Here is a 20,237-nt window from a genome sequence, read left to right on the forward strand (position 1 = left end):
CCTCGCTTAACCGTCGGTGTCTTCAGTCATTAAGCCCACAGATTCAATCCCCAACTGCTGCAATAATGCCATTAATTGAATCACTTGATTGTAGGAAACAGCACCATCGCCATTTACCATAAAGCGTGTTTCCGGATCGTTAATCAACTGCGCTTGCACACGTGCTGCCAAAGTTTCCAGCGGCAAAGGCTCATTTGGATCGCCAATATTATTGATTGAATTAATAAAATACTGACCATCACGGTTCACAGACACAATCACCGGCGGCTTACTTTCTTTGTCAAGCGGCTCGGCATTGGCGTTAGGCAAATCAACTTGCACGCCTTGCGTGATCAACGGCGCTGTTACCATAAAAATAATCAGCAACACTAACATCACGTCGATGTAAGGTACGACGTTGATCTCGGAAACTGGCTTACGCCGTTTTCGATTCGACGTCATCATCATGAGGCATTACTCGCTGCTGCTTTAGGTTGAGCGCTTTGGCGCTGTAAAATCGCCAATAACTCATCCATAAAGTTCAGGTATTGGTTATCTACTTTTTCAACTCGGTTAGCAAAACGGTTATAGGCAATAACCGCCGGAATCGCCGCAAATAAACCCATGGCTGTTGCGATCAACGCTTCGGCAATACCCGGAGCAACCATCGCAAGGGTTGCTTGCTGTACCGCGCCCAGACCAATAAAGGCGTTCATAATCCCCCACACCGTGCCAAACAGACCGACATACGGACTAATCGAACCAATAGTTGCGAGTAAACTGAGGTTGTGCTCGAGGCGATCGACTTCACGCGAGTGCACGACACGCATCGCACGGTACGAGGCCTCTAGAACTTGTTGCTGACTTAACGCAGCATTACTACGCAAGCGTGCGAATTCTTTAAAACCTGCATAGAACAATTTTTCCATGCCATTTGCGTTTTGCGCGCGCGCGCCAATTTCTTGATAGAGCCGAGCCAAGTCGACGCCAGACCAGAAACGATCTTCAAACGCCGTCGCTTGCTGACTTGCGGTTTGAATAATTTTCTTCCGTTGAAAGATCATCATCCAACCGAACACCGAAAAAGCAAGCAACATCAGCATGACTAACTGAACTACAAAACTCGCTTCAAGAATCAACGCAGTGATCGACATTTCAGCTTGCACGCTTAAGCACCTCTATTATTTCTGTTGGCATCGGTACCGCCCGAACGGCGTTACCGTCTTCCCCTAAATTCACACAGGCCGCTTTGACCTGAGCCTGACATAAAACTGTGCCTTGTTGATTTAGCACTTGTTGTGTAAACACGACCGACGCGCGTTTCAACCGTTCGACCACAACGGTTACACGCAGTTCATCGTTAAATCGTGCTGGCCGTAATAAATCCATATGGACCTGCCGAACCACAAAACCCAGCCGATGAGCTAACCACGTATCCTGTTCTATTCCCAACGAGCGTAACCATTCTGTTCTGGCGCGCTCAAGGAATTTGAGATAGTTGGCATAATATACGATACCGCCGGCATCTGTGTCTTCATAGTACACTCGGATCGGCCACGAAAATGCATTTGCTTCGACCATACTTGCAAGCTTTCCTCTATTTCAGTGAATGCGCAACCTTGCACCGCTCAAAGTTTATGTAAATTTTTTGCATGATTAAAAAGTAGCCAGACATTTTTTTATTTAACCGATTTTACCAAAAATCATTATGTTGTTGATTGAATTGATTATTTTTGGTCTTACCAATTTTAGTGTGTTTATTATTTATTCACACGTTACATCATGCTATTAGTTTTTCTTATGCGAAGCGCAATTTTTCTCGTTTGAACAGATGTCCGACCTCCGTATAATGCGCTGCATATCAGTTACGAAGAGACCGGTTGTCACTTCTTCCTGTTATTGTTCCCTGGATTTAACTTCCTTGTTGTTCTGTAGTTTTGGCCCGCTTCCCAGCGGGCTTTTTTTTGTGCGTTATTCGTGCGTTCGGCATTACGGGTAGCCCGTGGTTCTACCACGGGTCAAACCTGACGTTTTGACCATTTTCGTTGAATTCAGCATACCCCGTGGTAGAACCACGGGCTACTTATCTAAGCCGAAGTGCGCGTAGGCGTGCGGTGTCGCAATTCGACCACGCGGCGTACGCTGCAAAAACCCCTGTTGAATCAAATACGGCTCCAATACATCTTCAATAGTATCTTTTTCTTCACCAATCGCCGCCGCAATGTTATCCAAACCGACGGGGCCACCCATAAATTTTTCTATGATGGCCAATAACAACTTCCGATCCATATAATCAAAGCCAGCTTCGTCGACATCAACCATTTTCAGAGCGGCAGAGGCAATCGGCAAATCGATTTTGCCATTGTTGCGTACTTCGGCGAAGTCACGCACACGGCGCAACAAGCGGTTGGCAATACGAGGGGTACCACGAGAACGTCGTGCGATCTCGCGCGCCCCGGCGTCGTCTAGATCTAAGTTTAAGTAGCTCGCTGAGCGTTGAATAATCGTCGTAAGTTCGGTCACATTATAAAATTCAAGTCGTTGCACGATGCCAAAGCGATCACGCAGCGGCGAAGTTAACGCCCCGGCACGCGTCGTCGCACCTATGAGCGTGAACGGTGGTAAATCGAGCTTAATTGAACGTGCGGCAGGTCCTTCACCGATCATGATATCTAACTGGTAATCTTCCATCGCTGGATACAAGATCTCTTCAACCACCGGACTTAAGCGGTGGATCTCGTCAATGAACAGTACATCATGCTCTTCGAGGTTGGTCAGTAACGCCGCTAAATCGCCTGCTTTCTCGAGTACCGGCCCGGAGGTTTGGCGAATATTAACGTTTAGCTCGTTAGCAACAATATTTGCCAGCGTCGTCTTGCCCAGTCCTGGCGGACCAAAAATCAGCAAATGATCGAGTGCCTCTTGCCGTTGCCGAGCCGCTTGAATGAAGATCTCCATCTGTTCGACCACATGCTCTTGCCCAGTATAATCGGCAAGTTTTTTGGGCCGAATTGCACGGTCGATGAGTTCGTCATCGCCTTGGGTCTGCGGCTGGTTAATACGGTCCGGTTCAATCATAAGAGCCTCAAAGGTCGTTATTCGTTTCTCGTACAGGTACCCCGTGGTTCTACCACGGGTCAAACCTGACGTTTTGACCATTTTCGTTGAATTCGGCATACCCCGTGGTAGAACCACGGGCTACTTCGCTCTACATATTTTTCAATGCGGTGCGGATAAGCTCTTCGCTCGACGCACCTTCATTTGTCTTCATCGCTTGTGCGACGGCCTTCTCTGCCTGTGCTGGTTTGTAACCTAACGCCAACAAAGCACCCACCGCATCGTCGCGCGGAGAACTTGCCACCAACGTCGACTGTCCATCGCCAAAATCAATAGGTGCTGCGTCAGTTGCAGGTGTCGCGCTGCTCCATTGCTTCAGCCGATCGCGCATTTCCACCACTAAACGCTCAGCAGTTTTGCGTCCCACTCCAGGCAGCTTAATTAAGCTCGATACGTCATCATGAGTGACAGCTTGAACAAACTGATGTGCAGTCATCCCAGACATGATGGTAAGTGCCAACTTCGGTCCAACGCCTTGTGCCTTAATCAGTTGGCGGAACAGTGAGCGCTCGGCAAAGGTATTAAAGCCATACAGCAATTGCGCGTCTTCACGTACCACAAAGTGCGTGATAACGGTCACCGGTTCACCCACGTCGGGTAACTCGAACAGGCACGTCATTGGCATTTGCACTTCGTAGCCCACGCCGTGCACGTCGATCATGATCTCGGGTGGCTGTTTGCTAATTAGGGTTCCGGTAAGGCGACCTATCAACGTCCTCTCCTTGTGCTTTTATGGGTTGCCATCAAAATGGCCTGATTTCGGTTGTGCGCGTGGCACATGGCCACCGCTAAAGCATCAGCTGCATCGGCTTGTGGTCGATGGCTTAACTTTAACATAGCCACCACCATATGCTGTACTTGGGTCTTATCTGCCGCTCCCGTACCTACCACAGCTTGCTTGACCAAGCGCGCGGCATATTCGGCCACGGGAAGGTTAGCGCAAGCTGCGGCGACAATTGCCGCGCCACGCGCCTGCCCTAGCTTCAACGCTGAATCGGGATTACGCGCCATAAACACTTGCTCAATGGCAAATTCGTCTGGTTGAAACTGCACAATGAGTTCACTCACGCCATCATGAATGACCTTGAGTTTTTCGGCAAGTGACAATGGCTTACGGGCGGTGCCAGCAGCATTGATGCAGCCACTGGCAATGTAGGAGAGTTGATTCCCTTGCTGACGGATCACGCCATAGCCGGTCATCCGCGAACCTGGGTCGATACCCAGAATGATCGCCATTAGCCAATGCGCTCCAGAATGTCGTCGGCAATATCGGCATTGTGATAGACCTCTTGCACGTCGTCCACCTCTTCCAACGCGTCAATTAATTTAAGAAATTGTTCGGCGTCTTTTTCATCAAGCTGTGAACGGGTTTCCGGAATAAAGCTCACTTCCGCATGAGTCGCGGCAAATCCCGCTTGCTGCAAGCCGTCCTTCACTGTGCCAAATGTATCTGGCGTGGTAAAAACATCAAAACTACCATCTTCATTGGTAACAATGTCTTCCGCCCCAGCTTCGAGTGCAGCTTCCATCAATGCATCTTCGCCAGTGTCAGGGCCAAAGCTGAGCACGCCACGCTTATTAAATAAATAGGCGACTGAACCATCGGTACCCAGGTTGCCGTTGTGTTTAGTGAATGCGTAGCGCACTTCCGACACGGTACGGTTACGATTATCGGTCATGGTTTCGACGAAAATGGCCACCCCGCCAGGTCCATAGCCTTCGTAACTGAGCTCCTCAACGCTATCGCCTTCCAGATCACCACTGCCACGTTTGATCGCAGTATCGATGGTGTCTTTTTTCATATTATTCGACAGAGCTTTGTCGACGGCTGCGCGTAAGCGCGGGTTGGTGTCAGGGTCGCCACCGCCTTGCCGGGCAGCGACCACAATTTCACGGATAAGACGAGTAAAGATTTTGCCACGCTTAGCATCTTGCGCAGCTTTGCGATGTTTAATGTTGGCCCATTTGGAATGACCTGCCATTGTGTCGCTCCTCGTTAATCGTTGTCGTTGGCTTCCTCAGCTACCTTAACGGCTACGCCCAACTCCTGCAATGCGTCTGGGTTTGCTAAACCAGGAGCATCAGTCAACACACAAGCTGCCGTGGTGGTTTTCGGGAAAGCAATCACTTCACGAATCGAGCTGGCGCCCACCATCAACATGACTAAGCGATCAAGACCGAAGGCTAAGCCGGCGTGCGGCGGTGTACCGTATTTCAGAGCTTCGAGTAAGAAGCCAAATTTTTCTTGTGCTTCGTCTTTCTCAATGCCCAAGATTTCAAATACCGCTTGCTGCATCGCATTGTCGTGGATACGTACCGAACCACCGCCAACTTCAACGCCATTCAGCACCATGTCATAGGCATTCGACAAGGTCTGCGCTGGATTGGCTTTGAGTTCCTCTGGCGTTACGCCTACCGGAGCGGTAAACGGGTGATGGATGGCGTGTAATTCACCGTCATGCTCTTCAAACATAGGGAAGTCAACCACCCATAACGGACGCCATTCATCGCTGACGAAACCGTGCTCTTCGCCGACTTTCAAACGCAACGCACCCATGGCTTCAGCGACCACGGTCGCATTGTCTGCGCCAAAGAAGATAATATCGCCATCGGCAGCTTCGGTGCGCTCAAGGATGCCCTGCAAAGCGTCATCTGGAATGAATTTCAACACGGGCGACTGAATACCGTCGCGGCCCGCTGCGAGATCATTCACTTTCAACCACGCCAGACCTTTAGCGCCGTAAATACCGACAAAGTTGGTGTACTCGTCAATGTTTTTACGTGAAATATCACCTGCTTTACCCGGTACTTTCAACGCCGCAACACGTCCTTTCGGGTCATTCGCCGGACCAGCAAAAACTTTGAATTCGACGTCTTTTAACAAGTCAGCCACGTCAACCAATTCTAGCGGGTTGCGCAAATCAGGCTTATCACTACCAAAGCGACGCATCGCTTCGTGCCAGCTCATTTGTGGGAAATCACCCAAGTCGATGTTTAACAGCTCATTAAACAGCTTACGCACCATCTGTTCAGTCACCGCCATCACTTGGTCGGCGGTCATGAACGAGGTTTCAATATCAATTTGGGTAAATTCTGGCTGGCGATCGGCACGTAAATCTTCGTCACGGAAGCATTTGACGATTTGATAATAACGATCGAAGCCCGACATCATCAGCAACTGCTTAAACAACTGCGGCGATTGCGGCAAGGCAAAGAACTTGCCTTTATGCGTGCGACTTGGCACCAAGTAGTCACGTGCACCTTCAGGGGTGGCGCGCGTCAACATTGGCGTTTCGATATCTAAAAAGCCAGCGTCATCCATAAAACGACGCACCGCACTAGTTACCCGCGCACGGAACTGCAAGTTGTGGTTCATATTTGGGCGGCGCAAATCGAGATAGCGGAAACGCAAACGCGCTTCTTCGCTCACGTGCTGGTTAAAGTCAATCGGCAGTGGCTCTGAACGACTCAAAATCTCGAGCTCATCGGCCATGACTTCAACTGTGCCGGTCGCCATGTTGGCGTTGACTTGGCTTTCAGGGCGAGCGCGCACGGTACCTTTTAACCGTATGCAGAATTCCTGGCGCAGCTTATTGGCGTTTTCAAACAGCGCCGCTTGATCCGGATCGAATACCACCTGCACCAAACCGGTACGGTCACGCATATCGATGAAAATCAGACCACCGAGGTCACGACGTTTATTAACCCATCCACAAAGGGTTACCTGTTGATCAACAAGACTCTTTTCGAGCTGTCCGCAATAATGGCTACGCATGGGAGCTTCCCTACCACAAGTTAGAATTTACAAAGCGCCACATTATAACGGACTCACAGCAATTGTCAGTAGCGCGGGCCGAATAAAAACCTCAAGTTTTAGCCCCCAGTGCGTTAAACTATAACCATTCAATTGAATTCATGGTGTTGAAAACATGAGTAAGTTTGACAGCAAACCTGATGCTATTTTTGCCGAGCCGCTCACGCAGGTGAGTGACTTTGCCTTTGACCAACATGTGGTTGAAGTCTTTCCCGACATGATTAACCGTTCAGTGCCGGGTTACCAAAGTATTTTACAAGGCATTCACCAGCTCACGCGACGCTTCGCGCAAGCCGATAGCACCTTATATGATCTTGGTTGTTCACTGGGGGCGGCAACGCTCGCCATGCGCCAAGGCGCACAAGGCTTAACCGGCGTAAGTATGGTCGCTGTCGACAATTCAGCAGCAATGGTGGAGCGCTGCCGTCTACATCTTGAGGGCTACCGCAGTGACATCCCTGTCGTAGTAAAATGCGAAGACATCCGCCACACCCAGATCGTCGATGCGTCTGTGGTGACCATGAACTTCACCCTCCAGTTCGTGCCACCGGAGCAACGCCAAGCCATACTGCAAACCATTTACGACGGCCTCAAACCTGGTGGCGTACTGCTACTCTCAGAAAAGTTTAAGAGTGAAAATACCGGTATGGACGAAGTACTCGTAGATTTGCACCATGAATTCAAACGCGCAAACGGTTACAGTGAATTAGAAATTAGTCAGAAGCGTGCAGCGATTGAAAATGTGATGCGCATCGATAGCCTCGAAACGCATAAGCAACGCTTAGAGGAAGTCGGTTTTAGCGCGGTGCAAGTATGGTTCCAATGCTACAACTTCGCCGCTTTAATCGCAGTGAAGTCGTAGCCCGTAGTTCTACTACGGGGTATCTCGAATGCAGCGAACATGGTCAAAACGTCTAACGGCGTTCTTCGCTATTCGCTGTTTGCTGTTTGTTTAAACAAAAAGCGAACGCAGTGAGCGTGCGAACAGCGAATAACAAACAACGGTTTTAAGGGATTTTATGTTTAAAAACGATCTCATAGCTGTGGCGCAATCGCCGCTTAGCCACTGGCTCACCCACTTACCGCAACAGCTGGCACAATGGGAAAAGCAACAGCAACACGGCGAACTGCATAAATGGCTGCGTTGTGTCGCACAATTACCCACGCTTGAACCAGAACAGGTTGTCTTGGGTGATACGGTGACGGTGCGCAGCGAGAATGTCAGCGAGGGTGAGCAAAATCGTATTCGTGGGCTGTTACAACAACTCACGCCATGGCGCAAAGGGCCGTTCCATTTGCATGGCGTCGACATCGATACCGAATGGCGGTCGGATTTTAAATGGCAACGTGTTGCGCCTCATATCGGTGACCTAAGCGGACAGCACGTCCTTGATGTCGGCTGCGGTAGCGGCTATCACTTGTGGCGCATGCTCGAAAGTGGTGCTGAACAGGTCTGGGGAGTCGATCCGGGGCAGCTGTTTATGGCCCAGTTTATGGCTGTACGCCACTTTATGCCCCAAGCACTACAACAGCGTGCCCACTGGTTTCCGCTTGGCGTAGAAGACCTCCCTGAATTAAAGGCGTTCGACACGGTATTTAGCATGGGCGTGCTTTATCATCGCCGCTCTCCCATCGACTTTCTCACGCAATTGAAAGCACAGTTGCGCACCGGCGGCCAATTGGTGCTCGAAACGTTAGTCGTCGAAGGTGACATAAATACCGTACTCGTGCCAGGTCAAACCTATGCCAAAATGCGTAATGTGTGGTTTATTCCAAGCACTGCTGCACTGCTCCATTGGCTTGATCGTTGCGGATTCAAAAACGCCCGTGTGGTTGACGAAAACGTCACTGAGCTGAGCGAACAACGCGCAACGGAATGGATGACAGGCCAATCGCTAGTGGACTTTCTTGATCCGAATGACCACAGCAAGAGCATTGAGGGTTACCCAGCACCGCGCCGTGCTGTGGTCATTGCCAACAACTAATCAGCAACATCGGAACGGAGCATGTGATGGCTACCAACTACCGCCCAAAGACCACCATTGAGCAATGGCGCATTCTGCAGGCGGTCGTCGATTATGGTGGCTATGCGCAAGCCGCTCACGCCTTGAACAAAAGTCAAAGCTCAATGAATCACGCCGTGGCGAAGTTGCAAGATACCCTCGGCGTGCAGTTGCTGCAGGTCATTGGGCGCAAAGCTGAGCTTACCGAAATTGGTGAAGTTATGCTCCGTCGCTCACGGCAACTCACCGTGCTCGTCACCGAACTCGAGCAATTAGCGGTCAACCTCAAACAAGGTTGGGAGCCGGAGATTAAACTTGCCGTCGAAATGGTCTTTGACCGTAATCTTCTACTACCGGTGTTACGCGAGTTCCAACTGCATAGTCGCGGCAGTCGGCTGATCATTGAGGATACGGTTCTGACCGGCTCCGTCGAGGCTATTACCGAACAGCGTGCTGATATTGTCATTAGCCACCAAGTTCCCAAAGGTTACGTTGGTGAACCCATTTCGCAGTTTCAAATGCATTTAGTCGTCAGTAACGATCACCCCCTTGCTGGGCTGCCCCAACCGGTGAGTCCTGACCAACTCAGTCAATACTTACAAATCGTGATCCGAGATACAGCGCAGAAACCACTTGAGCAACAAGGCTGGCTCAAAGCGGAGCAGCGTTGGACGGTCAATAACTTCAATGAAGCGCTGCAGCTGATCGAAGCTGGGATTGGTTTTTGTTGGCTGCCGCCGTTTATCACAAAAACCAGCACTCAACTCACGGAATTGCAACTTGCCGGCAGCTCCCACCGCGCTGGCGCAACCTATTTGGTGTTGCCCAAAGACGAAAAAACCGGGCCTTGCGCCCGGTTACTGTACGACATGTTGGTGAGCGAACTCACCAACACTTAACGCTTAAAGTTTATCTTGTTTTACTGGCTCATTTGCATTGATAGCCACATGCTCCGGATCAGGTTGACCGGCCAGGGCTTCCCATTTACGGGTTTTCAGTGCAATAAAGAACACGACAACACCGACACCAATACCGAACAGCGTGATCTGCATGTACATATCAGGCATGGTCGAGGTGTTTTCAGGGTCTAGGTTACCCGCAATCAGACCTGCTAACAGGCTACCGATAGAGTAAGTTAACACGAAGATGCCCATCATCTGGCCAGCCATGCGCTTCGGCGCCAGCTTACTTACCGCACTTAACGCTACCGGGCTCAAGCATAACTCACCAACGGTGTGCAAGAAGTACACGGCTACCAACCAGTTTGGCGACACTTTCATGCCTGATGCTGCCGCTTGTGAAGCGAAAAACATCACGATGAAACCACTTGCCATGATGATCAAACCCAGTGCGCTCTTAAAGCCATACGATGGGTTAATCATCTTCTTGGTCAGGTTGACCCACAGGGCCGCAAAGAACGGTGACAACGCAATCAAAAAGCCTGAGTTCAGCATCTGGAACCAGGTGGTTGGAATTTCGAAAGTTCCCACCATACGGTCGGTCAGATCACGAGCGAACAAGTTCAACGAAGAACCAGCCTGCTCAAAGCCTGCCCAGAAACAGATTGACGCAATACATACTAGGAACAGTGCGCCCAGACGTTTTGCTTCGTTCTTGGTTAACTTACCAAACAAGAAAATACTTAGGTAATAAACAAAAAATACGATGGTCGCTGCTGCTGCAACATATTGTGCAATCGCAACCGGATCAATGGTCATTGCGCCAGTTGAAGTGGCCACAAAAACTACACCAAGGCCTACCAAGAACGCAGTGATGATCATCCAGCTTAGGCGACGACCATTGTCAGACAGTGGCTTCGGCGCATCTTGGCCAACAGAACCAAGCTTTGGCAGAGTCATGCGGTACTGCACCAAACCGAAGAACATACCTACGGCTGCGGCACCAAAGGCCCAGTGCCAACCCACATTTTCCATGAGATAGCCGGTGACCAAGTAACCGATCAATGAACCAATGTTGATACCCATGTAGTAAAGGGTGTAACCGGCGTCACGACGGTCATCACCATCGTCATAAAGCTGACCTACCAGAGCACTGATATTCGGCTTTAACATGCCCGTACCAAGTACGACAAGAATCAGACCGAGAAAGAACGACGTGTCCGAAGGAATAGCCAATACGATGTGACCACACATGATCACAATACCGCCGTACCAAGTGGCACGTTGACCACCGATCAAACGGTCAGCAATCCAACCGCCAGGCAAGCCCATGAAGTAAACCGCACCGGTATATAAGCCGTAGATTGCGGTCGCAGTGGCAACGTTCATCGCCAAACCGCCGTCTTGCAGGGCTGCTGTCATGAAGAGTACAAGTAGCGCGCGCATGCCGTAATAACTCATGCGCTCCCACATTTCCGTAAAGAACAAGGTTTGCAAGCCGGCTGGCTGGCCGAAAAACCCGTTGTCTTGTTGTAAATTATTCTTAGGTTCCATACCTATTCGCCTTCACTAGTTTATCGTTATAGTGTTTTAAAACCGTATTACCCTACCTATTTCGAGGCGAAAAGGAAACAGAAAGCGACCAAAAGCAAAAAGAAAAGGAGGGATGAACCCTCCTTGTTGAAACTTTAAACAGGAAACTTTACACAGTAGCGTCAGCCAATCGACTTCAACCACTCTTTCATTGCTGGGCCAAGATCGGGATGACGAAGTGCGTGCTCGACAAATGCTTGCGCATAGCCAAGCTTATTACCGCAGTCATTACTGCGCCCTTTCATGTAATAGGCATTCACAGTCTGACGTTCCAGTAACATCGCCATGGCGTCCGTTAATTGAATCTCATTACCGGCTCCGACAGGAGTCCGTTCTAACAGCTCCCAAAGATCGGCAGGGAATACGTAGCGGCCAACTACGGCAAGATCCGAGGGCGCTTTACCCACCGCCGGTTTCTCGACGAGTTGCTTGATCGCTGCTTGTTCGCCCGGCGCCAAGTCACTGCCATCAATATCGGCAATACCGTATTGATCGACTTTGTCGTGCGGTACTTTTTCGACCATTACCTGGGCGGTACCGGTTGCAGTAAAATTACGCACCATCTCGGCTAGGTTCTCACGGCGCAAATCACAACTTGAGGCGTCGACCAGCACATCAGGTAACACCACAGCAAACGGCTGATCATCAATCAATGGCCGCGCGCACAGCACTGCATGGCCAAGACCTTTAGCAACCCCTTGGCGGACATGCATAATCGTCACACCTGGTGGTGTGATCGCTTGCACTTCAGCTAATAATTGGCGTTTTACGCGCTGCTCAAGTGTCGTCTCTAATTCAAAACTGGTGTCAAAGTGGTTCTCAATCGAGTTCTTACTCGAATGGGTCACCAAAATAATGTCCGTTAGCCCTGCTGCTGCACATTCTTCCACAATAAATTGAATGAGTGGGCGATCCACTAGCGGTAGCATTTCCTTCGGAATAGCCTTCGTAGCGGGTAACATCCGTGTACCGAGTCCGGCAACGGGAATGACGACTTTTTTTACCATGTCATCGGGTCCTTGTTTTCCAAAACGTGTTTCCAAAACAGCTGTCGTTAATCAAATTGATCGTAGAAATCGTCACCTAAATCTTCAGGCTCACTCGGGTCCGCTTCTTGTTCCGGCGGGTTGCCATCATACACCTTGTTACGCCAGCTCTGATAGTAGGCTTCGCGCACGAAACTATAGGGATCGAGCGAGTTTTCCATCAACGCTTGCTGCTCTTGCAAACGCAAGCGTAACTCGAGGGCTTTAATGGTGACCCGCGCAACACTCACCGGTGTATTCAAGTCATCTAACGGAAAGTACCAACCATCGACTAAGTCCCCACCGCGGTCGACCGGAACCGTCGGTCCCATCGCCGGCAACATAAGGTAAGGTCCATCGCCCACGCCCCACGAGGCAAGCGTTTCGCCAAAGCCTTCATCACGGCGGCTGAGTCCCATTTTGTCGGCAACATCAAAGATACCGACGACACCCACAGTACTGTTGATCAAAAAGCGCCAAAACGAAATACCAGCGTCTTTAAACTTACCTTGCAGAGTATTATTAACTAAATACGACGGTTCGCTGAGGTTTTCGGCAGCATTGAGCATACCCGTTCGCACGGGTTGCGGGATCTTCCCGTAGGTTCGCGCTACCGGCCAAAGAACGTTTTCATCAAGCGCTTCATTAAAGTCCCAAACGTCGCGGTTCACTTCTTCGAATGGGTCGCGCGGATCTGCATAAGGGTCATCGGGCGCGGTTGCGCAGCCGCTCAGACCTAATAGCGCCATTACCACAACTAACACATAGCGTTTCAAGCTATTCTCCTTGTTTATTCACCTGCCAATGTCTGAGAAATGATCAACGTCACCTCAGCGCTGGCTCTTGCCTCAACAACTTTTGCCTCAGCGCCTAAATCGCCGCGAGCAATTTCAATTCGATCATCGGTAGAAATACGCGCCTCAACCTGCCATTGGTTCAATTGACTCATTTTGTAGTCAGGCAGCATCGCTTGCGCGTCCGACAACAGAACCTCAACTGGAAATTCACTTACCGGTTGACGCACTACTGCGGCAGGCATCGGTGCACCATCAACCGCTTTAACGAAAACAAACAACGTCGCATCGGCAGGTACTTGTGCACGTAGCGCCTCACTAATTTCCACCGTAACACGCAGCTGTTGCGCTCCTGCTGCTTGTTGTTCTTGCGCATCACTCAGTGCCTCTTGCACAGCACCACGACGCGGATCATTCGCTGGCATCAACTGCATGAGCAACTGCCACGCTTGGACCGCCTGTTCATAGTCGCCACGTTGATAAGCGACGGCACCGGTTAGCGATAATGCATCGATATTCTGCGGTTCCACTTGCAACAATTCTGACAACAAACGCGCAGCTGTTTGCAGTTGCTCTGGACCACCTAAATTAATCAGTAACTGGGCGTAGCCAAGTAAAATTCCGGGGCGTTGTGGCTCCAACTTATAGGCATGCGCATAGGCTTCTAACGCTTGCTCGTAACGCTGCAATGCTGTTGCCGCACGAGCGTACAGCATCCATGTTAACCCATCACCACCATCTTGTTGTAAACGTTGACGCAATCCTAACGCAAACGATTCAAGTTCGGCTTGGGTCGGCGTGCTCTGCTGATTATTCAGCACTTGCTGCGCTAGCTCAGGTAAAGCCTTACGTGCTTCATCGGCCTGCTGTTGCTGTGACCAGCTCCCAAACAAGGCATAACCCACCACCGCAAAGACAACAATGATCACGGCAGGCAACCAGATGCCGCGACCAATCGCGTGTTCTTCCAGTTGTTCGAGTTCAGCATTCTCACTAACAAAGCGCTTATCGAGCTCACGCTCAGCCGCGCGCAAAGCGTGCTCGCTCAGGAGTCCATCGGCATTTTCCTGCGCCAATTCTTGCTTGCGTTGCTCATACAGCTCACGGTTCACATCGAGTCTTGTGCGCCGCTGCGCTGTTTGTCGCACACCGAAAAAAAGGACCAAGACAAAGACCAATAATGCCAGTCCGGTCATGCTGAGGATCAGTACCACGTTCATCGTTCCTCATCCTTGTTTGCTTGGCTTTGCAATGCCGCAAGGCGCTGGCGTTCCTCATCACTAAGTTCGACCTCAGCGCTACGCTGCTGGCGAACCCGAAACACGATCACGAGACCACCAATGGCCACTACCACAATCGGCCCCCACCACAAGATACTCGTGACAAAAGTGACTGGCGGTTGATAGTGCACAAAGTCGCCATAACGCGCGACCATAAAGTCAATGACCTCTTGCTTCGTCGCACCCTCTTTCACCATAAAATAAGTGCGGTCCCGCAGGTCTCGCGCCAATTCGGCGTTCGAGTCGGCAATACTTTGGTTTTGACATTTCGGGCAGCGCAACTCATTGATCAGTTCTTTGAAGATTGCTTCCTGTGCAGGTTCATCAAATTGATAGGCTTCGAGATTCTGGGCTGAACTTGGCATACTCAACAGTAACGTCGCCATGAGTACAGTTGCCGTTAGCACGATTCGCACCATTTCGCTTATCATTTGCTTTGCTCCCCGCTTGCATTCGCTGCAAACTCTTGCCTTAACTTGCGATAACGCTCGCCCAATTCACCGCGCCAAACACGCTCATTCACGTCACCCACATGGCGGTAGCGAATATGACCTTGGGCGTCAATTAAGAAGGTTTCAGGTGCGCCATAAACGCCTAATTCTAGCGCAACACTTCCAGTCGCATCGAAAAGATTGACAGTATAAGGGTCGCCTAGCGTATTCAGCCAATTGACCGCTTTATCGCGTGAGTCATCCTTATAGTTCAAGCCAACAATAGCAACACCTTCCGCCGCTAACTTATTAAGGTATTCGTGTTCAGCACGGCAGGTTGGGCACCACGTGGCCCAAACATTCAAAAGCATGGGCTCACCGCTAAGCACAGCTTGCGTATGGGAGCGCTCTGGCTGATACAAGTCTGGCACAGTAAATTGTGGTACCGGCTTACCTACGAGGGCCGAACTCAATTCAGTAGGATCAGAAAAAAGACCACGCAGCAAAAAGCCAACTAACACCACAAAAGCGATTAGCGGCAGCAGTAAGACGACCCAACGCCAGCCCTTATTCATGCTGCACCTCCAGCTTTCTTCAAGGCACGATAACGCTTATCACTAATTGCTAAAGCACCACCTAACGCCATCAACAAGGCTCCACCCCAAATCCAACGGATAAATGGCTTCACATAAATGCGTACCGCCCATGCATCACTATTCTCTAATGGCTCACCAAGAGCAACATACAAGTCGCGCGTGAATCCAGCGTCAAGGCCAACTTCCGTCATACTCATACGTTGCACGGTGTAAAAGCGCTTTTCGGTAACCAGAACGGTAATCTTCCGGGGGCCGGAGTACACCGAAAACTCCGCATGGTCGGTGATGTAATTCGGACCTTGTTGCTGACTTAAAACATCAAACTGAAAACGGTAACCTTGCACCACAACGCTATCGCCAGGCGCTAGGCGCACGTCACGTTCAACTTCGTATTGACTGACTGCAGCAATGCCGATCAGGGTGACGGCAAAGCCTAAATGCCCTAACACCATGCCCCAATGACTACGCCCCAGTTTAGTTAGACCTGCCAGCCCTTGCTTACGCTGCGCAACCCGCAGGCGCAATTCGGTGACTAGCGTCATCGTGATCCATAAACTCATCACCACGCCTAACACCGCCATGGCTTTAACTTGTTCGGCGAGTATTGCCGGTAAAGCGTAACCGATCCCCAAAGCGAGCAGCAAAGCCAGCACCAAGCTATTACGGAGCGGTTGTAATTCTTGCCGGCGCCAACGGAATAACGGCCCTAGCCCCATCAGCAAGACAAATGGGACGATCAACCAAGTGAACATTTGATTAAAAAACGGTACGCCGATCGAAATCGAGCCCAAACCAAGCTCTTTATGCACCAGCGGCAATAAGGTACCGAGCAACACCACTAAGGTGGCCGCGATAAGCAATATGTTATTGCCGAGGAGCATGACTTCGCGCGAGACCGCTTCATATTTGGTATGGCTTTGCACCACTCCAGCACGCAGTGCAAAGAGCAACAACGAGCCGCCGATGACCACCGCTAAGAGGCCCAAGATAAACAGTCCACGGGCAGGGTCCGTGGCAAATGCATGCACCGAAACAATGACGCCTGAACGCACCAAAAATGTCCCCAGTAAACTTAAACTAAAGGCTGAAATGGCCAGTAGCACCGTCCACGATTTGAACGCGCCGCGCTTTTCGGTGACCGCTAAGCTGTGTATTAGTGCAGTACCCACCAACCACGGCATAAAGCTGGCATTTTCAACTGGGTCCCAGAACCACCAGCCGCCCCAGCCAAGTTCGTAATAGGCCCACCAACTTCCAAGCGCGATGCCTACGGTCAAGAACGACCAAGCAGTGGTCGCCCAAGGTCGCGACCAACGCGCCCACGCAGCATCAAGCTTACCCGTCATCAACGCCGCAATGGCAAAGGCGAAGGCCACTGAAAAGCCGACATACCCCATATACAGCAATGGCGGGTGAATAATCATCCCAGGATCTTGTAAGAGTGGGTTCAAATCTTGGCCATCAACTGGAATCCATGGCAACGTCCGGTCAAACGGATTCGACACCGATAGCATGAATAAGTAAAAGCCAATACTGATCATGCCGAGAATAGCTAATACGCGCGCCATCATCGTCACTGGCATACGCCGCGAAAACATCGCCACCGCAGCTATCCATCCGGCTTGCATCAGCATCCACAATAAAAATGAGCCTTCGTGCGCGCCCCAAACTGCCGTTATTCGATACGCTAAAGGCAACTGCGAGTTGGAGTTTGCGGCAACATAAGCAATACTGAAATCATTAACCACAAAGCCCCAAGTCAGCGCCGCATAGGCTATCGCGGTGAACAAAAACTGGCCGTAGGCAAGTGGACGCGCCAGCAACATAGCACCGCTATGCCCTTTATAGGCTCCCCATAGCGGGTAAATGGCAAGAATGAGCGAGAAGCCAAGTGCCAACGCCAGAGCAAATTGACCGATTTCAGCAATCATTGGTCACCGCCCTGCTCGTCATAGACACCTGACTGATTAGGATTGACATGCTTTATGCCTTTCATCTGTTCAGCGAGCTCTGGCGGCATATACTCTTCGTCATGCTTTGCTAAAACTTCCGTCGCTTGCATCACCGTCGGCTCGACCATCACGCCTTGCGCGACAATGCCCTGACCCTCGCGGAATAAGTCCGGCAAAATACCGGTGTAAAGGATCTTAACCTCAGGCCCAGTGTCAGTAACGCGAAACTCGACTTCCAGCGTTTCCGGATTGCGGCGTACCGAGTCTTCGACCACCATGCCACCAATGCGCAGGCGTTGTCCCACAGCTGGCTTGATTGCGTCTGGGCCTTTACCCTCGACCACCTCACTGGGCGTATAGAATAAATCGATGTTTTGCGACAAAGCATACAAAATAATGCTGAATGCAACTGCTACACCGGCCACCAAACCTAGCGTCCATGTTAAACGTTTTTTTCGTCGGGGATTCATCGCCATCAGGATACCTCTTGCTGCCGTCGCGCCAGTCGTTGTTGCCGCTGTTGTTCTTGCACAAATTCACGTTCCAACTTGCTACGGGCACGCAAGCCTTGCACAACCAATAGACCCATAGCTAAAAAGCTGACACCAAACGCCAGCCAAACATAAAAACCATACCCGCCCATCTCGATGAAGGCTTGCCAACTCTCAAACTGCATTAGCGTTGCTCCCCCGTCGTTGGTGAAACCTGAAGCACATTTTTAACCCAAGGTCGGCGCAATTCTTGGCGCAAGATTTCGGTGCGCATCCGCTGGAAAATAAGTGCAGCCGCTAGCAACGCAAAGCCCAAGATACATGTGAGTAATGGAAACAGCATACTATTCGCCATAGGCGGACGCTCGAAGACCGTTAACGTTGCCCCCTGATGCAGCGTGTTCCACCACTCGACTGAGTAGCGAATGATGGGAATGTTGATCACGCCAACCATTGCCAGAATACCTGCAGCTTTCGCGCCCGTGCGGTTATCACTAAACGCGTAATAAAGCGCGAGCACACCTATGTACAGGAATAAGAGAATGAGTTGAGACGTCAGTCGCGCATCCCACTCCCACCACGTACCCCACATCGGCTTGCCCCAGACCGCGCCGGTGAACAGCGCAATAAAGGTAAAAACAGCCCCAACCGGCGCAATCGCAGCAAGTGCCCAGTCGGCCATTTTCAACTGCCAAACTCGGCCAATAAATGCTGCAACCGCCAAGCTCACATAGATACTCATCGAAAACATCGCCGAGGGAACATGAATAAAAATAATTCGATAACTATCGCCCTGCTGATAATCCGCCGGCGCAAATAAAAGCCCCCACACCAGTCCGCCGCCTAAAATGAGGACCGCGCCAGCCGTTACCCACGGCAGCCAGCGACCAAGCAGATGATAAACCGTTTCGGGTTTTGCGTAAGGATGTAACCACCGCCACATGTCAATTCACACTCACTCGTATTGAGGCTGCTACCGCAAACGGCGCCAACAGCAAAGTTAATAAACTTAAGCCGGCCAATAGTAACACTTGCGGCCACGCAGCTGTACCCACCAAAGCGGCTTCCACAGCGCCACTAGCAAAAATAAGTAACGGAATAAACAGCGGCAGTAGTAGCAAACTTAACAGTGCGCCGCCTCGCCCTAAGCTTACCGTCAGAGCAGCGCCTATAGCGGTCATCGCACTCAAGATCGGCGTTCCCACGAGTAACGTTGCCAGCAACGTACTCCAACCAGCGATCGGTAGTTTTAATAATAACGCGCACACTGGCGCAAGGATCACCAATGGCAAGCCGCTCAATAGCCAATGCACGGCTATCTTACCGAACGCCAGCAGCGCTAAAGGCTGAGGTTGCAAAGTGAGTTGTTCAAGCGTGCCATCTAGGTAATCTTCTCGAAACAAGCGTTCTGAGCCTAATAACGCGGATAACAATGCCGCCACCCAAATCACACCTGCCGCGATGCGGCCCAAAATATCAGGGCCTGGCCCTACCGCGAGTGGAAACAAACTGACCACGATCAAGATAAACAGCAGCGGGTTGAGAATATCGCTGCGACGGCGCATGACCACCATCAGGTCACGACGCATCACGGCGGTAAGCGCAGACCAATTAGCCGGTTGCGTCATAGCTCACCTCCTTGAATACGGATGCGCTTTAACTGTTCCGGACGCCAAGTTAACGCTTGGTGCGAAGTCATCACGATGGCTCCGCCTTGTGCTGTATGTTCAGCAAAACGCTGCTGCAATAGGTCAATGCCGCGTGTATCAAGCGCGGTAAACGGTTCATCCAAGATCCATAACGGCGCCTTGCTATACCACAGGCGCGTGAGTGCGATGCGCCGCTGCTGACCTGCCGATAATTGACCAGCAGGCAAATCTTCAAGCCCTAACAAACCCACCGTCTCGAGTAACTGCCAAGCATCGACATTGGCAACCGCCGTCAACTGTGCTTGTAAGCGCACGTTCTCAAGTGCCGTTAACTCAGCTTTAACTGCGGGTTTATGCCCCATAAACAGGGTGTGTTGGCGCCATTCTTGGGCGAATGGAAGTTGCTCAGGGAAAAAGCGAATGGTACCGGCTTGCAGTTCGACGAGTCCAACCAATGAACGTAATAGGGTCGATTTTCCGGCGCCATTCTCGCCTTCAATATGAAGAACGTCGCCAGCATTGAGGGTGAAGCTGAGATCGGCAAAAAGCGTGCGGCCGGCACGCTGCGAAGCGAGCTGTTGTACATCTAACAGTGTCGACATGATGATAGGCGT

Annotated in this window: 23 protein-coding genes; 3 read left to right on the plus strand and 20 right to left on the minus strand. The window is 50.9% G+C overall.

The genetic code is table 11. The features are described from left to right. Positions 1-6 precede the first annotated feature (6 nt). From tolR to aspS, 8 genes are all read right to left on the minus strand, one after another. Positions 7-444: a protein TolR gene (gene tolR / locus CWI70_RS05270; protein ID WP_126772737.1), complete on the minus strand. Its 438-nt coding sequence runs from the start codon at positions 442-444 to the stop codon at positions 7-9. Then, entirely contained in the window at positions 444-1,145 is a 702-nt protein-coding gene (gene tolQ / locus CWI70_RS05275) for a protein TolQ (protein WP_126771180.1), read from the minus strand. The genes tolR and tolQ overlap by 1 nt, the downstream gene beginning before the upstream one ends. After that, complete coding sequence (ybgC, locus tag CWI70_RS05280) at positions 1,135-1,560, minus strand: tol-pal system-associated acyl-CoA thioesterase (RefSeq protein ID WP_126771182.1); 426 nt, start codon at positions 1,558-1,560, stop codon at positions 1,135-1,137. Before ybgC ends, tolQ begins: the two co-directional genes overlap by 11 nt. A 498-nt stretch (positions 1,561-2,058) precedes the next feature. Next, a complete protein-coding gene (ruvB, locus tag CWI70_RS05285) occupies positions 2,059-3,057 on the minus strand; it encodes a Holliday junction branch migration DNA helicase RuvB (protein ID WP_126771184.1) in 999 nt (332 codons plus the stop codon). Between the two features lie 130 nt (positions 3,058-3,187). Next, a complete protein-coding gene (ruvA, locus tag CWI70_RS05290) occupies positions 3,188-3,808 on the minus strand; it encodes a Holliday junction branch migration protein RuvA (protein WP_126771185.1) in 621 nt (206 codons plus the stop codon). After that, positions 3,805-4,332, minus strand: a complete 528-nt coding sequence (gene ruvC / locus CWI70_RS05295) for a crossover junction endodeoxyribonuclease RuvC (RefSeq protein ID WP_126771187.1) — start codon at positions 4,330-4,332, stop codon at positions 3,805-3,807. Before ruvC ends, ruvA begins: the two co-directional genes overlap by 4 nt. After that, positions 4,332-5,078 (minus strand): YebC/PmpR family DNA-binding transcriptional regulator, encoded by a 747-nt coding sequence (locus CWI70_RS05300; protein ID WP_126771189.1) that lies wholly within the window; start codon positions 5,076-5,078, stop codon positions 4,332-4,334. The genes ruvC and CWI70_RS05300 overlap by 1 nt, the downstream gene beginning before the upstream one ends. Before the next feature lie 14 nt (positions 5,079-5,092). Further along, a complete protein-coding gene (gene aspS, locus CWI70_RS05305; protein ID WP_126771191.1) occupies positions 5,093-6,871 on the minus strand; it encodes an aspartate--tRNA ligase in 1,779 nt (592 codons plus the stop codon). A gap of 154 nt (positions 6,872-7,025) precedes the next feature. On the opposite strand from aspS, the gene cmoA reads away from it, so the two are divergent. From cmoA to CWI70_RS05320, 3 genes are all read left to right on the plus strand, one after another. Next, complete coding sequence (gene cmoA / locus CWI70_RS05310) at positions 7,026-7,772, plus strand: carboxy-S-adenosyl-L-methionine synthase CmoA (protein ID WP_126771193.1); 747 nt, start codon at positions 7,026-7,028, stop codon at positions 7,770-7,772. Positions 7,773-7,929: 157 nt separating this feature from the next. Beyond that, the gene (cmoB, locus tag CWI70_RS05315; RefSeq protein WP_126771194.1) at positions 7,930-8,895 is read left to right on the plus strand and encodes a tRNA 5-methoxyuridine(34)/uridine 5-oxyacetic acid(34) synthase CmoB; all 966 of its coding nucleotides are present in this window, start codon (positions 7,930-7,932) and stop codon (positions 8,893-8,895) included. A gap of 26 nt (positions 8,896-8,921) precedes the next feature. Continuing rightward, entirely contained in the window at positions 8,922-9,812 is an 891-nt protein-coding gene (locus CWI70_RS05320; RefSeq protein ID WP_126771196.1) for a LysR family transcriptional regulator, read from the plus strand. A 3-nt stretch (positions 9,813-9,815) separates the two neighbouring features. On the opposite strand, the gene CWI70_RS05325 is transcribed toward CWI70_RS05320, so the two are convergent. The 12 genes from CWI70_RS05325 to ccmA form a co-directional block, all read right to left on the minus strand. After that, positions 9,816-11,366, minus strand: coding sequence for a peptide MFS transporter (locus CWI70_RS05325; RefSeq protein ID WP_126771198.1), 1,551 nt, complete (start codon positions 11,364-11,366; stop codon positions 9,816-9,818). Between the two features lie 161 nt (positions 11,367-11,527). Next, positions 11,528-12,412: a UTP--glucose-1-phosphate uridylyltransferase GalU gene (galU, locus tag CWI70_RS05330; protein WP_126771200.1), complete on the minus strand. Its 885-nt coding sequence runs from the start codon at positions 12,410-12,412 to the stop codon at positions 11,528-11,530. A 47-nt stretch (positions 12,413-12,459) separates the two neighbouring features. After that, a complete protein-coding gene (locus tag CWI70_RS05335) occupies positions 12,460-13,206 on the minus strand; it encodes an MlaA family lipoprotein (protein ID WP_126771202.1) in 747 nt (248 codons plus the stop codon). Positions 13,207-13,220: 14 nt separating this feature from the next. Further along, the gene (ccmI, locus tag CWI70_RS05340; RefSeq protein ID WP_126771204.1) at positions 13,221-14,444 is read right to left on the minus strand and encodes a c-type cytochrome biogenesis protein CcmI; all 1,224 of its coding nucleotides are present in this window, start codon (positions 14,442-14,444) and stop codon (positions 13,221-13,223) included. Further along, entirely contained in the window at positions 14,441-14,911 is a 471-nt protein-coding gene (locus CWI70_RS05345) for a cytochrome c-type biogenesis protein (protein WP_241967824.1), read from the minus strand. The genes ccmI and CWI70_RS05345 overlap by 4 nt, the downstream gene beginning before the upstream one ends. A 20-nt stretch (positions 14,912-14,931) precedes the next feature. Then, complete coding sequence (locus CWI70_RS05350; RefSeq protein ID WP_126771206.1) at positions 14,932-15,510, minus strand: DsbE family thiol:disulfide interchange protein; 579 nt, start codon at positions 15,508-15,510, stop codon at positions 14,932-14,934. Next, positions 15,507-17,462: a heme lyase CcmF/NrfE family subunit gene (locus tag CWI70_RS05355; RefSeq protein ID WP_126771208.1), complete on the minus strand. Its 1,956-nt coding sequence runs from the start codon at positions 17,460-17,462 to the stop codon at positions 15,507-15,509. The genes CWI70_RS05350 and CWI70_RS05355 overlap by 4 nt, the downstream gene beginning before the upstream one ends. Next, positions 17,459-17,953: a cytochrome c maturation protein CcmE gene (gene ccmE / locus CWI70_RS05360; RefSeq protein ID WP_126772742.1), complete on the minus strand. Its 495-nt coding sequence runs from the start codon at positions 17,951-17,953 to the stop codon at positions 17,459-17,461. Before ccmE ends, CWI70_RS05355 begins: the two co-directional genes overlap by 4 nt. A 5-nt stretch (positions 17,954-17,958) precedes the next feature. Continuing rightward, on the minus strand, positions 17,959-18,159 hold the full coding sequence (gene ccmD / locus CWI70_RS05365) for a heme exporter protein CcmD (protein WP_126771210.1): 201 nt from the start codon (positions 18,157-18,159) through the stop codon (positions 17,959-17,961). Next, positions 18,159-18,917: a heme ABC transporter permease gene (locus tag CWI70_RS05370; RefSeq protein WP_126771212.1), complete on the minus strand. Its 759-nt coding sequence runs from the start codon at positions 18,915-18,917 to the stop codon at positions 18,159-18,161. The genes ccmD and CWI70_RS05370 overlap by 1 nt, the downstream gene beginning before the upstream one ends. Position 18,918: 1 nt before the next feature. Continuing rightward, positions 18,919-19,602 carry a heme exporter protein CcmB gene (ccmB, locus tag CWI70_RS05375; protein WP_126771214.1) on the minus strand — a complete coding sequence of 228 codons (684 nt, stop codon included), beginning with the start codon at positions 19,600-19,602 and terminating at the stop codon, positions 18,919-18,921. Beyond that, positions 19,599-20,225: a cytochrome c biogenesis heme-transporting ATPase CcmA gene (gene ccmA, locus CWI70_RS05380; protein WP_126771216.1), complete on the minus strand. Its 627-nt coding sequence runs from the start codon at positions 20,223-20,225 to the stop codon at positions 19,599-19,601. The genes ccmB and ccmA overlap by 4 nt, the downstream gene beginning before the upstream one ends. Between the last annotated feature and the right edge of the window lie 12 nt (positions 20,226-20,237).

The sequence above is a fragment of the Pseudidiomarina homiensis genome (assembly GCF_003987225.1).
GTDB lineage: Bacteria > Pseudomonadota > Gammaproteobacteria > Enterobacterales > Alteromonadaceae > Pseudidiomarina > Pseudidiomarina homiensis.